At 64.8% G+C, this 13,095-nt stretch carries 12 protein-coding genes; 4 read left to right on the plus strand and 8 right to left on the minus strand.

What is annotated here, in order from left to right:
* Window positions 1–136: 136 nt before the first annotated feature.
* Window positions 137–415, minus strand: coding sequence for a hypothetical protein (locus HS053_RS17195; RefSeq protein ID WP_174212476.1), 279 nt, complete (start codon window positions 413–415; stop codon window positions 137–139).
* Between the two features lie 53 nt (window positions 416–468).
* Between HS053_RS17195 and HS053_RS17200 the strand changes: the two genes are divergently transcribed.
* From HS053_RS17200 to HS053_RS17215, 4 genes are all read left to right on the plus strand, one after another.
* The gene (locus tag HS053_RS17200; protein WP_174212477.1) at window positions 469–1,200 is read left to right on the plus strand and encodes an XRE family transcriptional regulator; all 732 of its coding nucleotides are present in this window, start codon (window positions 469–471) and stop codon (window positions 1,198–1,200) included.
* Between the two features lie 3 nt (window positions 1,201–1,203).
* Window positions 1,204–1,722, plus strand: coding sequence for a YbjQ family protein (locus HS053_RS17205; RefSeq protein ID WP_241699913.1), 519 nt, complete (start codon window positions 1,204–1,206; stop codon window positions 1,720–1,722).
* Between the two features lie 105 nt (window positions 1,723–1,827).
* Window positions 1,828–2,589 (plus strand): DNA adenine methylase, encoded by a 762-nt coding sequence (locus HS053_RS17210; protein ID WP_458358909.1) that lies wholly within the window; start codon window positions 1,828–1,830, stop codon window positions 2,587–2,589.
* Between the two features lie 550 nt (window positions 2,590–3,139).
* Window positions 3,140–4,293, plus strand: a protein-coding gene (locus HS053_RS17215) for an IS3 family transposase (protein WP_174212479.1) whose coding sequence is annotated in 2 segments (ribosomal slippage) — window positions 3,140–3,389 and window positions 3,389–4,293 — 1,155 coding nt in all. Because the reading frame shifts where the segments join, the coding sequence is not laid out codon by codon here.
* A gap of 99 nt (window positions 4,294–4,392) precedes the next feature.
* On the opposite strand, the gene HS053_RS17220 is transcribed toward HS053_RS17215, so the two are convergent.
* From HS053_RS17220 to HS053_RS17250, 7 genes are read right to left on the minus strand one after another with little or no spacing between them, the layout of a single operon-like run.
* Complete coding sequence (locus HS053_RS17220; protein ID WP_174212480.1) at window positions 4,393–5,829, minus strand: NAD-dependent succinate-semialdehyde dehydrogenase; 1,437 nt, start codon at window positions 5,827–5,829, stop codon at window positions 4,393–4,395.
* Window positions 5,826–7,796 carry a 3-hydroxyacyl-CoA dehydrogenase NAD-binding domain-containing protein gene (locus HS053_RS17225; RefSeq protein ID WP_174212481.1) on the minus strand — a complete coding sequence of 657 codons (1,971 nt, stop codon included), beginning with the start codon at window positions 7,794–7,796 and terminating at the stop codon, window positions 5,826–5,828. Before HS053_RS17225 ends, HS053_RS17220 begins: the two co-directional genes overlap by 4 nt.
* 39 nt (window positions 7,797–7,835) lie before the next feature.
* On the minus strand, window positions 7,836–9,080 hold the full coding sequence (locus tag HS053_RS17230) for a CoA transferase (RefSeq protein WP_174212482.1): 1,245 nt from the start codon (window positions 9,078–9,080) through the stop codon (window positions 7,836–7,838).
* The gene (locus HS053_RS17235; RefSeq protein WP_174212483.1) at window positions 9,077–10,132 is read right to left on the minus strand and encodes an ABC transporter ATP-binding protein; all 1,056 of its coding nucleotides are present in this window, start codon (window positions 10,130–10,132) and stop codon (window positions 9,077–9,079) included. The genes HS053_RS17230 and HS053_RS17235 overlap by 4 nt, the downstream gene beginning before the upstream one ends.
* Window positions 10,129–11,130 (minus strand): ABC transporter ATP-binding protein, encoded by a 1,002-nt coding sequence (locus tag HS053_RS17240; protein ID WP_174212484.1) that lies wholly within the window; start codon window positions 11,128–11,130, stop codon window positions 10,129–10,131. The genes HS053_RS17235 and HS053_RS17240 overlap by 4 nt, the downstream gene beginning before the upstream one ends.
* Window positions 11,127–11,969, minus strand: a complete 843-nt coding sequence (locus tag HS053_RS17245) for an ABC transporter permease (RefSeq protein WP_174212485.1) — start codon at window positions 11,967–11,969, stop codon at window positions 11,127–11,129. Before HS053_RS17245 ends, HS053_RS17240 begins: the two co-directional genes overlap by 4 nt.
* A 4-nt stretch (window positions 11,970–11,973) precedes the next feature.
* Window positions 11,974–12,987, minus strand: a complete 1,014-nt coding sequence (locus tag HS053_RS17250; protein WP_174212486.1) for an ABC transporter permease — start codon at window positions 12,985–12,987, stop codon at window positions 11,974–11,976.
* Between the last annotated feature and the right edge of the window lie 108 nt (window positions 12,988–13,095).

Here is a 13,095-nt window from a genome sequence, read left to right on the forward strand (position 1 = left end):
GGTACGACATCCTCAACCCTTACGGCGATGACGACTGAGTCGTTCAGGGTCCGCAGCGCGCTCAACCGTGCCTCAACCCCTAACTCGGGGCAGATCAGATGCGCCAGGCGCCAGCGCAGGCGGAAAAGAACGGCCATCATGCGGCCCCGCTTTTCAGATCGCTTACATGGGACTTGAGGCGGGCCAGATAGGCGGCCTGAACCACTTCCGGGCCAGCCGCATTGATCATCCGCGCCAGCAGCGCCTTCCCCTTCGGCCCTTTGGACTGGCCAAAGGTCGCATTGCGCGCCGCCGACGGCACGACGCCGTTCTCGGCACACCACGCTTCAAAGCTCAGCCCGCGCGCCTTGAAGGCGCCGACCACGGCATCGTGGAGGATTGCCCCCGGCTGATAGGGAAGGGCTTGCGCCGTCATTGATTCCTCGCAAAGTATTCAAGTGAAGTCACAACGCAAGATTAGTTATCCAAATGAGTGAAGTCAACCCAGAGATCATCCGATTGGATGACATTGGGCAACGAATTCGCGCGGAAAGGGAGCGGATTGGCCTTAGCCAAACCGAGCTCGGTGCTGCCGGTGGCGTCCAAAAGAACGCGCAGCATAACTATGAAGGCGGAAAACGAGCGCCCGATGCGACCTACCTGGCTGGGATCGCGCGTGTCGGATGTGATGTGATCTACATTCTGACAGGAGAACGCGGCGCGGCAAGCCTCCCACCGATGATGCTCCGGTCCATCCAGAACTCGCTGGCCGGTCCCGAAGATTTCGCCCCAATTCCCCTATACGCAGTCGAACTTGCCGCAGGCGCTGGTGCGGCAAACGGCACCGAGGAAGTGATCGACCATATGGCGTTTCGCCGAGACTGGCTTCGCAAGATGGACGTGTCGCCCTCGGCTGCGGTCATCGCCCGCGCGCGCGGCGACAGCATGGCTCCGACCTTGAATGATGGCGACGTGGTGCTGATAGACCGTTCCAAGGCCGAGCCGCCGTCGAAGCCGCGCGACGAAAACGATACCCGTCCACCGCGCATTTATGCCCTGATGGACGATGGGGGCGCCCGCATCAAACGCATTGCTCTGGCCGCACCGGGGATGCTGGCCATCTTGTCGGACAATCCGGCCTCACCGCCAGAGTTTCGCCCGGTTTCCTCGGTCACGATTATCGGCCGTGTGGTCTGGTGGGGGCATACGAACAGGGAGTGATCAATGCCAGTTTGCGAACGATGTAATAATAACCGCCTGAATATTTCGATGGGAAGAAACGGCATCTGCCTGCGTTGTGAGCAAGAAATCGAATTAGAGAGAAAACAGCGCGGCATTGCTTCGGAAGAACGCGCCAGCCAGGATGAGCGCGCGCTTCAAGCTGCCGCCTCGCGGATTATTCTGACCACCGAATCCTCCCTCGATCTGCGGATCGAACGTCGCCTTGACATCATCACAGCCGAAGTCGTGATCGGGATGCACCTGTTCCGGGATATAGCCTCGGCGTTTCGGGACACCTTTGGCGGGCGCAGCGCGACAATGCAGAAGGGTCTGCGCGACGCCAGAAAGACCGCTCTCGACGAGTTGCGGCGCGAAGCCCTTGCCCTCGGCGCCGATGCCGTGGTGGCCGTCGACCTCGATTACTCCGAGATATCGGGCGGCGGTAAGTCGATGCTGTTCCTGGTCGCCAGCGGAACCGCAGTGAAACTGGCCACAACGGGTGGAGGTGAAGATCGGGCATGATGTCCGTTACTGTTCATGTTATGTTCTCGTCTCACCCAGCCGCGGAGCATGACCTTGAACGCCGTTCTTACCCCTGTTGAACCCACCTCTCCCGTCGCGCCCTGGATGGGCGGCAAGCGCAACCTCGCCAAGAGGATCTGCGTGATCCTCGATCAGACGCCCTGCGGCACCTATGCCGAGCCTTTCGTCGGAATGGGTGGGGTTTTTCTGCGCCGCACCGCCCGCCCGCGGGCCGAGGTGATCAACGATCGCGCCCGCGATGTCGCAACCCTGTTTCGCATCCTCCAGCGGCACTACGTCCAGTTTCTGGACACGCTGCGGTTCCAGATCACCACCCGGGCCGAGTTTGAGCGTCTGATCGCCACCGATCCCGACACCCTGACCGATCTGGAGCGGGCGGGCCGCTTCCTCTACCTCCAGCGTTGCGCGTTTGGCGGCAAGGTCTCGGGCCGCAACTTCGGCGTCTCGCGTGAGCGGCCGGGGCAGTTCAACCTCTCGACGCTCGAACCCATGCTCGAGGCGCTGCACAGCCGCCTCGCGGGCGTCATCGTCGAGTGCCTCGACTGGTCGGACCTGGTGCGCCGCTATGACAGCGCGGCGACGCTGTTCTATCTGGACCCGCCCTATTGGGGCTGCGAGGGCGATTATGGCAAAGACCTGTTCTCGCGCGCCGAGTTCGACGGACTGGCCGCCCAGTTGCGCGGCATCCAGGGGCGATTCCTCCTGTCGATCAATGATGTGCCAGAGGTCCGGGCGCTGTTCGACTGGGCGGTGGTCGAACAGGTCACGACGACCTACACCATCGCGCGCCAGGCCGGTGCGCGCGGCAGCCGCGCCGAACTGCTGATCCGCAATTTCGGGGGGTGAGCAGCGGAAAATCAGTTGCATGTTCGCGGCGGCGGGCGGCCAGCAGATCGGAGGCCGTTTCCTATGAAATTCAAAGCGTTACCGCGAACATGCAAACCCCGTCCGAACATGCGGCCCTATTTGCATGTTCGGACATCGGCGCACCACGCCCTCAAATGGCGCCATGCCCACTAATACCCAAGATCTATTGGACTTTTCGGCAGTCTATCTCATCAGATCGGGCGCGCGCCTGACAGCCCGCACAGGGCCTTGAAGGCCATTTGAACGCCATCTGCAAGACATCGGCCATCGGTCCTCGCGGGCCAGATTCCATCCTGCAATCCCTTGATTTCCCCGGCGTTTTCACCTGTTCCCGGCTGTTTTCACCAATTCCCGCTTTTGTGCAGGTCTTCGTGTCTCTCAACACGCATGCGATTCCAGTGGGATAGTAGGCGGGCAGGATCAGAAACGCGCGAAAACCGCAGCAGAACGCGGTCGCTCGGGATGACCTGCCCCCCGGGAGTTCCCTCAGTCAGATGTAGAGTCTGCCTAACCCTGAAGGAGCAGACGAATGCGAAAGAGCCGTTTCACCGAGGCGCAGATTATCGGGATGCTCAAGGAGCAGGAGGCTGGTTTGCCGACGGCTGAGCTGTGCCGCAAGCATGGCCTTAGCCCCGCGACCTTTTACAAGCTGAAGGCCAAGTATGGCGGGATGGACCTGTCGGATGCCAATCGGCTCAAGCAGCTCGGGGCCGAGAACGCGAAGCTGAAGCGCCTGCTGGCGGATGCCATGCTCGACAACGTGGTTCTGAAGGATTTTCTGGGAAAGCCCTGACGACACCGGTGCAACGGCGGGACGCGGTGCTGCGGGCGCTGAGGGATCACCCGATCTCTCAGCGCCGGGCCTGTGCCCTGATCGGTGTCGATCCGAAGACGGTGCGGCGTGAGAGGCCGCCCGACAACCCGGAAATCCGTGAGGAGATGCACAAGATTGCCGAGAAGCGCCGCCGCTTCGGTTATCGGCGCGTGGGCATCATGCTGGAGCGCAAGGGCATGATCATGAACGAAAAGAAGCTCTACCGGATTTACCGCGAAGAGGGGCTGTCAGTGCGACGCAGACGTGGCCGCAAACGGGCGCGCGGCAGTCGAACCCAGATGCCGGTGCCGCTGCGGCCGAACCAGCGGTGGTCCCTCGACTTCCTGTCCGACACGTTCGGGGCCTGCCGGAGGTTCCGCATCCTCGCCGTGAACGACGATTGCTGCCGTGAGAACCTGGCCCTGATCGCCGACACGAGCATCTCGGGGGCCAGGGTGGCGCGGGAACTCGATGCGCTGGTCAGGATTTACGGCAAGCCCGCTTGCATCGTCAGCGACAACGGAACCGAGTTCACCAGCAAGGCCATCCTGAAGTGGGCGAACGAGAATGGCGTCGAATGGCACTACATCGACCCGGGCAAGCCGCAGCAGAATGGCTACATCGAAAGCTTCAACGGCAGCCTGCGCGACGAATGCCTGAACGAGGAGATATTCGACAGCCTCGCCGATGCCCGCCGCAAGCTGGCCATGCGGCGCTACGATTACAACCACGTCAGACCGCATTCCTCGCTGGCCAACAAAACCCCGGCAGAAGCGCGCCGGGCGCTTGAGCAATCTGAGGGCTCCGCGCCCGGCGCGCTTGCCCAAGCCGCAACCGATAACTATCAAACCCAAGGACTCTCGTTATGAACGAGGGACGACCGGGGGGCAGGTCATCCGGCAAACCCGGCGCGGTTCACGGTGCCCCCTTTCCAAGGGCTGGTCCCGGCGGCGCCGCCTTATAATGTCTTATCCCTTGCGCGTTATGAAGCGGGTCTCAAGATAGGCCCCCAACGCCTCGGAGCCGCCTTCCGTCCCGTGGCCGGAATCCTTCATCCCGCCGAAGGGCACTTCGGGCAGGGCCAGCCCCAGATGGTTGATGGTGGTCATGCCCGCCTCAACCTCATGGCCCAGCCGGGTCGCTGTGGCGCTGCTGGTGGTATAGGCATAGGCCGAGAGCGCGAAGGGCAGGCGGTTGGCTTCGGCAATCGCCGCATCCAGAGTGGCAAAGCGGTTGATGATGGCGACGGGGCCAAAGGGTTCCTCGTTCATGATCCGGGCCGAGGTGGGCACATCGGCCAGAACGGTCGGTTCAAAGAAATAGCCTTCGTTGCCGATCCTGCGCCCGCCGGTGGTCAGGCGGGCGCCCTTGTCTACCGCGTCGGAAATCAGCGCCTCAAGCGCGGGGATGCGCCGGTCATTGGCAAGGGGGCCCATCTCGGTTTCAGGGTCGAGTCCGTTGCCGACCCGCACCGATTGGGCAAACTCTGTGAACTGCTGGACAAAGCGGTCGTGCAGGCTGTCCTGCACAAGGAACCGCGTCGGCGAGACACAAACCTGCCCGGCATTGCGGAACTTGTGGGCGGCAATCTGCGGCACCGCCAGCGCAAGATCGGCGTCGCCCGCGACGATCACCGGCGCATGGCCGCCCAGTTCCATCGTGGCGCGCTTCATATGCAATCCGGCAAGGGCGGCAAGGTGTTTGCCGACCGGGGTCGAGCCGGTAAAGCTGATCTTGCGGATGACCGGATGCGGAATGAGATATTCCGAAATCTCAGCCGGCACGCCAAAGACAAGGTTGACCACGCCTGCGGGAACGCCGGCGTCGGCAAAGGCCCGGATCAGCGCGGCCGGGGAGGCCGGCGTTTCCTCGGGCGCCTTCACGATGATCGAGCAACCGGCCGCCAGCGCCGCAGAAAGCTTGCGGACCACCTGATTGATCGGGAAGTTCCATGGGGTAAAGGCCGCGACCGGGCCGACCGGCAGTTTCAGCGTCATCTGAACCACATCGGGCGCCCGAGCCGGGATCACCTGCCCATAGGCGCGCTGGCCTTCGCCCGCGAACCAGTCGATGATATCGGCTCCGGCCAGCGTTTCCAGACGGGCCTGTGCCAGCGGCTTGCCATTCTCGCGCGTCATCATGACCGCGATGTCTTCGGCGCGGGCGCGCAGCAGCTCGGCGGCCTTGCGCATCAGTCTGGCACGCTCATAGGCCGATGTCAGGCGCCAGAGGGCAAAGCCGCGCTCGGCTGCGGCAAGGGCTGCGTCAAGGTCCGTCCGGTCGGCATGGGCGACCTTTCCGATGGGCAGGCCCGTCGCCGGGTCAAAGACGGGGATGATCCTGCCGCCCGTCGCATCCCGCCAGATGCCGTCGATGAAAAGCTGTGTGTCGGGGTAGGCGGTCATGTCGGTATCCTCGTCGGTATTCCGGTGATTGTCTTGCGGGCGGCAAGGAACATCGGCCCGCCCTTGCCACGGGGAAAGCCATAGCCATGCACCTCGACCAGGTCCACATCCTGCGGGGTGCTGGCAATGCCTTCGTCGATGATCCGCTGGCCCTCGGCCGCCATCGCGGCGATCAGCCGGGCCACGATCTGCTCTGCCGGCATGGCGCGGGCCGGTCCCAGAAGCGGCGCCAGAAGCCGCGCCACCTCGTCCGACGGTTGCGGCGCCCGGGTGCCGGTGGGGTAGTCATACCAGCCGCCGCCGGTCTTTTGCCCCTTTCGCCCGGCGCGCACCAGAATGTCTCCGGCGGTCTCGGGCACAGTTTCGCCGCGCAACCGCGCCGCCTCGCGGTGCAGAAAGGCAATGTCGAGCCCGGCCATATCCTGCATCTCGAACGGACCCATGGCATAGCCAAAGCCGCGCATGGCCGCGTCGATGGCCGCGTGCGGGACGCCTTCGCGCAGCAGGGCCTCGGCCTCGGCGCGATAGTGTTTCAGGATGCGGTTGCCGATAAAGCCGTCACAGATGCCCGCGCGCACCGGGACTTTGCCCAGATTGGCCGCCAGATCAAAGGCCGTTGCAAGAACGGCGGGGGCGGTTTCGGGCAACGGGATGATTTCCATCAGCTTCATCACCTGCGCCGGGCTGAAGAAATGCAGCCCGATACAGCGCTCCGGCCCCCGAAGGCCGTTAAAAATCTGCCGCGGGTCGATGTAAGAGGTGTTCGTGGCAAGGATCGTGTCCGTGCCGCAGAGGCTGGCAAGGGTCTTGAACACCGCCTGCTTGACGGCGAGGTCTTCAAATACCGCCTCGATCACAAGGTCGCAATCTGCCAGCGCCTCAAGCCCGACCACCCCACGAACCCCGGCCATCCGCGCGCTGGCGGCTTCATCGGAGATAAGTCCACGCTGGGCGGCGGCGTCGAACACCGCCCGCAGCGCGGTCAGGCCGCGCTCCAGCCCGGGTTGGTCGCGTTCGGACAGGATCACCGGCAGCCCGGCATTGCGCAGCGCAGCCGCGATGCCCACGCCCATCGTGCCGCCGCCGACCACCCCGACCCGTGCAACCGCCCGTGGCGGAGTGCCGCGCAGATCGGCCGGGCGGGGGGCCGCGCGCTCTGCAAAGAAGAGATAGCGCAGCGCCGCCGCTTCGTCGCCCGCCCGCAGGCGCAGGAAGGTTTCCCGCTCCTGCCTCAGACCAGCTTCGAAGCCGTGCTGTACCCCATGGCGCAGCGCCAGCAGCGCCAAAGGCGGGGCCGACTGACCCTTTGATGCCTTGGCGATCCGCGCCTCGGCGGCCTGCCAATAGGCGGGGCCGGGATCGGTCACAGACCTGTCGCGCGCCAGCGGCGGCAGCGGATGGTTCAGCATGTCCCGCGCAAAATCCACGGCCCCCACAACCAGAGGCCCGTCGATGATGCGGTCCACCAGCCCGCTGCCCAGTGCCTCGGTGGCGTCGAGCATCCGCTTTTCGGCCACCACCGGCACGGCAGCCTCCACGCCGATCAGCCGGGGCAGGCGCTGTGTTCCGCCTGAACCGGGGATGATGCCCAGATTGACCTCGGGCAGGCCAAACCTGCTCCCGGGTGCGGCCACCCGGTAACGGCAGGCCAGCGCGATTTCGGTGCCGCCACCCAGCGCCATGCCGTGAACCGCTGCAATCCATGGTGCGCGGGCCGCTTCGATCCGGGCCAGCAGGTCGGGCAGATGCGGCTCTTGCGGCGGGCCGTCGAATTCCGCGATATCGGCCCCGCCCACGAAAAGCCGGCCCGCCCCCGCCAACACGACCGCCCGGATACCCGCGTCGCCGTCAAGCCTGTCGGCCATATCGGCGAGGGCCGCCCGCATGGTGCGGCTCAGGGCGTTGACGGGCGGATTGTCCAGCGTCACAACGGCGATTTCGCCATGTCGTTCAAGATGCAGGGTCATGCGATGGGTCTTCCTGTGGGCTTTCCCGGGGGCTTTCCGTCACCCGGTCGCAAGGGCGGAACTTGCGGTCAGATCGTGGCAGGCGACGACGCCCCGTTCGGTCAGATCGGCAATCTGGCGGTCCGTCATGTCGAGGACGCGCGACAGGATCGCGCGGGTATCCTCGCCCAGAAGGGGTGGGGCCTTTGACGGGCTGCCCTTTTGCGCAGCAAGGCCATGGGCCGGGCCGATCAGGGACATTTCCCCCAATTCCGGGTGATCCAGCCGCTGGATCAGCCCCCGGCCGGTCACGCTGGGGCCGCTCAGGGCCTCGGCCACGGTCTTGACCGGGCCGGCGGGCACCTCGGCGGCAAGGCAGGCATCCAGCCAGTGGCGCGAGGTGTTGGTGCGCAGGATCGCGGTCATATCCGTCAGCAGCAAATCCCGGTTGATCGCCCGCTGATGCGAGGTGACGAAACGGGGATCGCGGGCAAGATCGGGGCGATGGATGACCTTTTCGCAGAAATCGACGAACATGCGGTCATTGCCGACCGCAAGGGCAAAGCTGCCGTCGGCGGTGTCGAAAAGCTGATAGGGCACCACGGTCGGATGGGCGTTGCCATAGCGCGCCGGTTCGACCCCGGCATTCAGATAGCCGGTGCCGACATTGATCAGCAGGTTCAGCGTGGAATCGAGCAGGGACACGTCGATGAACTGCCCCGCGCCGGTGGTCTGCCGCTGCAGCAGCGCCGCCAGAACCGATTGCGTGGCGACCATGCCCGCAACCACATCGGTAAATGCCACGCCCAGCCGGTTCGGCGGCCCGTCGGCCTGGCCGGTAATGGACATCAGCCCGCTTTCGGCCTGCATCACAAAGTCATAGCCGGGGCGGTCGCGCTCTGGCCCGGTCTGGCCATAGCCGGAGATCGAGCAATAGATCACGCCCGGGTTCAGCTTGCGGATATCCTCATATCCGATCCCCAGCCGGTCCACCGTTCCGGCGCGGAAATTCTCCACCACCACATCGGCACGGGCGGCCAGGTCCAGCACGATCTGCCGCCCCTCGGGTGCCTTCAGGTCAAGCGCGATGCTGTGCTTGCCGCGATTGGCGCACAGATAATAAGTGCTGACACCTTTGAAATTCGGAACGGACCATGCGCGCGTATCGTCGCCGCCCTTGAGGTTCTCGATCTTCCAGACCTCGGCGCCCAGATCGGCCAGCGACATGGTCATCCAAGGGCCGGCCAGAACCCGTGTGAGGTCCAGAACCTTTATGCCGTCCAGCGGCAGCTTTTGTATCGTCACGCCTTCCTCCCGGCGGTCTGGTTCCGGTGTTCCTGCGAAGGCCCGGGCTCTTGCGAAAGCCCGGTTTCAACCGGGTTTGGAAAATGGCAGGCCACGGCATGGCCGGTCGCGGCCGCGGTCAGCGGCGGCTCGACCTCGGCGCAGATCGGTTTCGCAATCGGGCAGCGGGTGCGAAAGCGGCAACCCGATGGCGGGTTCAGCGGGCTGGGAACATCGCCTTGCAGGACGATCCGCTTGCGTTGGCGTTCGCGGGGCGGATCGGCCAGAGGCACGGCAGACATCAAAGCCTGGGTATAGGGATGCAGGGGCGCGGCGTAGAGGTCGCGCTTGGGGGCGATTTCGACGATACGGCCCAGATACATGACCGCCACTCGGTCGCTGATGTGCTGCACCACCGAAAGATCGTGGGCGATGAACAGAAAGGCGGTGCCCTGTTCGCGCTGCACGTCTTTCAGCAGGTTCAGAACCCCGGCCTGAACCGAGACATCCAGCGCCGAAACCGGCTCGTCCAGCACCAGCAGCTCGGGGTTCAGCGCAAGCGCCCGCGCAATCACCACCCGCTGCCGTTGCCCGCCGGACAGCTCATGCGGATAGCGCGCGCCATGTTCGGGGTTCAGTTGCACCAGCTTCAGCATTTCGGCCACCCGCGCCTTGCGCTGATCGGTGTCCAGATCGCTGATCCGCAGCGGCTCGGCGATGTTGTCGGCCACCGTCATGCGCGGATGCAGCGAGGCATAGGGGTCCTGAAACACAAGCTGGATCTTGCGGCGCAGACGGCGCATCTCGGCGGCGTCCGCCGTGTTGATGTCCTTGCCCCGAAACAGGGTTTCGCCTTCGCTCGGCTCGATCAGGCGCAAGAGACAGCGGCCAAGCGTCGATTTTCCGCAGCCGGATTCGCCGACCAGCCCCAGAGTTTCCCCCGGCGCGACATCGAACGAGACACCGGCAACGGCGCTGACAAATCCGACCTCGCGTTCAAAGACCAGCCCGCCCTTGACGGCAAAGCGCTTGACCAGATTGCGAACGGAGAGGATCGGCTCGATCGGGGTCATGCTGGGCTGTCCGTGGTTGCGGGTGCTTCAAAGGCAAAATGGCAGGCCGCGCGGTGCTGTGCCGGGCCGCTCACGGGCGGGACCGCGCTGCGGCAAATGTCCCGGGCCTGCGAACAGCGCGGATTGAACGGGCAGCCGGAGGGCAGGCGGCCAAGTGCGGGTGGCGTGCCCTCGATCGAGAACAGCCGCTCTTTCTCGACGGCCATGTTCGGGATCGAGGCGATCAAGCCGCGGGTATAGGGGTGGCCCGGCTGTGCGAACAAATCGTCCACCGGGGCCTGTTCCACCACCTGCCCGGCATAGATGACCGCCACCCGGTCGGCATGACCGGCCAGCACGCCGAGGTCATGGGTGATCAGGATCAGCCCAAGGTTCAGCCTGTGTTGAAGATCGGCCAGAACCTGCATGATCTGCGCCTGCACCGTCACATCCAGCGCGGTGGTCGGCTCATCCGCGATCAGCAGGTCGGGGTCGTTGGCCACCGCCATGGCGATCATCACCCGCTGCCGCATCCCGCCCGAAAACTCGTGGGGATACTGGTTGATCCGGCGGTCGGGCTGTGGAATGGCCACCAGCGCCAGAAGCTCGGCCGCGCGCTCCATCGCGGCACGGCGCGGCAGGCCCGGATTGTGCAGCAGCACGCTTTCCGCAATCTGCGCTCCGACAGTCATCACCGGATTGAGCGACGACAGCGGATCCTGAAAGATCATCGCCACGCGCGACCCGCGCAGTTTGCGCAGATCGCGCCGCGACATCCCGACAAGTTCCTGCCCCTTGAACCGGACAGATCCGGTCACGCGCGACCCTTCGGGGTTCAGGCCCAGTGCGGCCAGCATGGCGACGGATTTGCCGGAACCGGATTCCCCGACGATGCCCAGAACCTCGCCGGGAGCGACCGTCAGGCTGACGCCGCGCACCGCCTCGTGAAACTGGCCGTGGCGGCCAAATGCGACGCGCAGGTCGCGCACCTCGAACAGCGGGGCAGGGGATGCGCTCATTTCGACCTCGGATCAAAGTAGTCGTGCAGGCCGTCGCCGATGAAGTTGAAGCCAAGCACGATGGTCAGGATGGCAAGGCCCGGCCCAAGTGCCACCCACCAGGAATAGAACTGCGAGGCGCCGTCCGAGATCATCGAGCCCCATTCCGGGGTGGGCGGCGTCGCACCCAGACCGATGAACGACAGCGAGGCGGCCAGAAGGATCACCTGACCAAGGTCCATCGTCGCGGCGATCAGCGTGGGCGTCCAGCACAGCGGCAGGATATGCTTGGTCAGGACGCGCGCGCGGCCGGCGCCGGCGGCAATCGCAGCCTCGACATGCTCGCGCTCGCGCACCTCCAGAACCTGCGCCCGCATCAGGCGGGCATAGACCGGCCACCAGACGATCACCATGGCGATGGCGGCATTGCCCAGCCCCGGCCCGAGCGAGGCCGCAACGGCCATGGCCAGCAGCATCGGCGGGAAAGACAGAGTCACATCGACCAGCCGCATGATGGCGGCGCCAAAAAGCCCGCCGACATAGCCCGAAACCGCGCCAAGAAAGGCACCGATGGCCACGGCAGAGGCAACCACCGTCACCGCAATCGGCAGGGAATGGCGCGCGCCGTGCAGGGTGCGGCTCAACACATCGCGGCCAAGGGCGTCGGTGCCCAGCCAATGATCCCAGCTTGGCGGTTGCAGGCGGCGCCCGACCATGTCGAAGGGATCATGGCTTGTCATCCAGGGCGCGGCGAGCGTGGCGACAAGCCAGAACAGCACGATCACCGCACCGATGGCCAGGGGCAGCGAAAGCCATTGCGGGCGGCGGAACTTGCGCGAGGGGGTCAGGGCAATGGTCATGGCGTTATCCCAGCCGGACGCGCGGATTGGCGATGACATAGGCGACATCGGTGATCAGATTGGTGAAGAGGAAGACCACCCCGCCGACGATGGTCACGCCGATGATGGCGGGAAAATCCAGACCGCGCGCCGCCTCGACCGCATAAGACCCCATGCCCGGCCAGGAAAAGATCGTCTCGGTCAGCACCGCCCCGGTCAGCAGATAGGCAAAGGAATAGCCGATCACCGTCAGCGTCGGCACCAGCGTATTGCGCAGCGCATGGCGCACGATCACCCGGAATTCGCCCGCGCCCTTGGCTCGCGCGGTCAGGGTGAACTCCCGCCCCAGAACCTCAAGCATATTGGCCCGCACCAGTCGCGAGATCGTGCCCGCCACCGCCCAGCCCAGCACGAAGGCTGGCAGGATCAGATGCCAGAGCGCATCGAGAAACAGCGGGAAGTCCAGCGCGATCAGCGCGTCGATTGTGACAAAGCCCGTGACCATCGGGGGCAGGGCGGCACGGGGGTCTACCCGCCCCGGCCCGGGCAGGACGCCCCATTGAACGGAAAAGACATAAAGCAGCGCCAGACCCAGCCAGAACACCGGGATAGAAGAGCCAAAGAGCGCAAAGAACCGCGCCGCATGGTCGATCGGGGTGTTGCGAAAGGCCGCCGCCAGAACGCCCAGCGAGATGCCCATGACCGAGCCCACGATCATCGCGGCGGTCACCAGTTCCATCGTGGCGGGCAGGCGATACAGCACATCCTGCGCCACGGGGCGCCGGGTGATGAAAGAGGTGCCCATGTCGCCCTGCAAGAGATTGCCGACATAGATCACATAGCGCTCTGGCAGGCTGCGGTCCAAACCCCAGCGCGCCTTGGCCGCAGCCACCACCTCGGGATTGTTCATCTGCCGGTCCGAAACGATGGCCGTCAGCGGATCGCCCTTGGTGACCGAGGTCAGCAGAAAGGCCAGCGTCACGATCCCCAGAACGAGGAAGGGCATCGCAAACAGCCGACGCAAGATATACCGGGTCATGCGGCAGTCCCTCATGGTTCAGACAATGCCCCGCTTCACCGGCTGGTTCCGGGGGGCGTTACGGTTATTATTGACAACGGCGCGCGCCGCAGTCAACATAAATGAAAT

The sequence above is a fragment of the Tabrizicola fusiformis genome, assembly GCF_013328815.1.
Lineage (GTDB): Bacteria > Pseudomonadota > Alphaproteobacteria > Rhodobacterales > Rhodobacteraceae > Fuscibacter.

Bases quoted from the DNA above. Each gene is read 5' to 3' on its own strand.
- HS053_RS17205 (WP_241699913.1), top strand. From the start codon at position 1,204: ATGCCAGTTTGCGAACGATGTAATAATAACCGCCTGAATATTTCGATG.
- HS053_RS17235 (WP_174212483.1), bottom strand. From the start codon at position 10,132: ATGACCCCGATCGAGCCGATCCTCTCCGTTCGCAATCTGGTCAAGCGC.
- HS053_RS17210 (WP_458358909.1), top strand. From the start codon at position 1,828: ATGGGCGGCAAGCGCAACCTCGCCAAGAGGATCTGCGTGATCCTCGAT.
- HS053_RS17200 (WP_174212477.1), top strand. From the start codon at position 469: ATGAGTGAAGTCAACCCAGAGATCATCCGATTGGATGACATTGGGCAA.
- HS053_RS17245 (WP_174212485.1), bottom strand. From the start codon at position 11,969: ATGACCATTGCCCTGACCCCCTCGCGCAAGTTCCGCCGCCCGCAATGG.
- HS053_RS17195 (WP_174212476.1), bottom strand. From the start codon at position 415: ATGACGGCGCAAGCCCTTCCCTATCAGCCGGGGGCAATCCTCCACGAT.
- HS053_RS17220 (WP_174212480.1), bottom strand. From the start codon at position 5,829: ATGACCGCCTACCCCGACACACAGCTTTTCATCGACGGCATCTGGCGG.
- HS053_RS17240 (WP_174212484.1), bottom strand. From the start codon at position 11,130: ATGAGCGCATCCCCTGCCCCGCTGTTCGAGGTGCGCGACCTGCGCGTC.
- HS053_RS17225 (WP_174212481.1), bottom strand. From the start codon at position 7,796: ATGACCCTGCATCTTGAACGACATGGCGAAATCGCCGTTGTGACGCTG.
- HS053_RS17250 (WP_174212486.1), bottom strand. From the start codon at position 12,987: ATGACCCGGTATATCTTGCGTCGGCTGTTTGCGATGCCCTTCCTCGTT.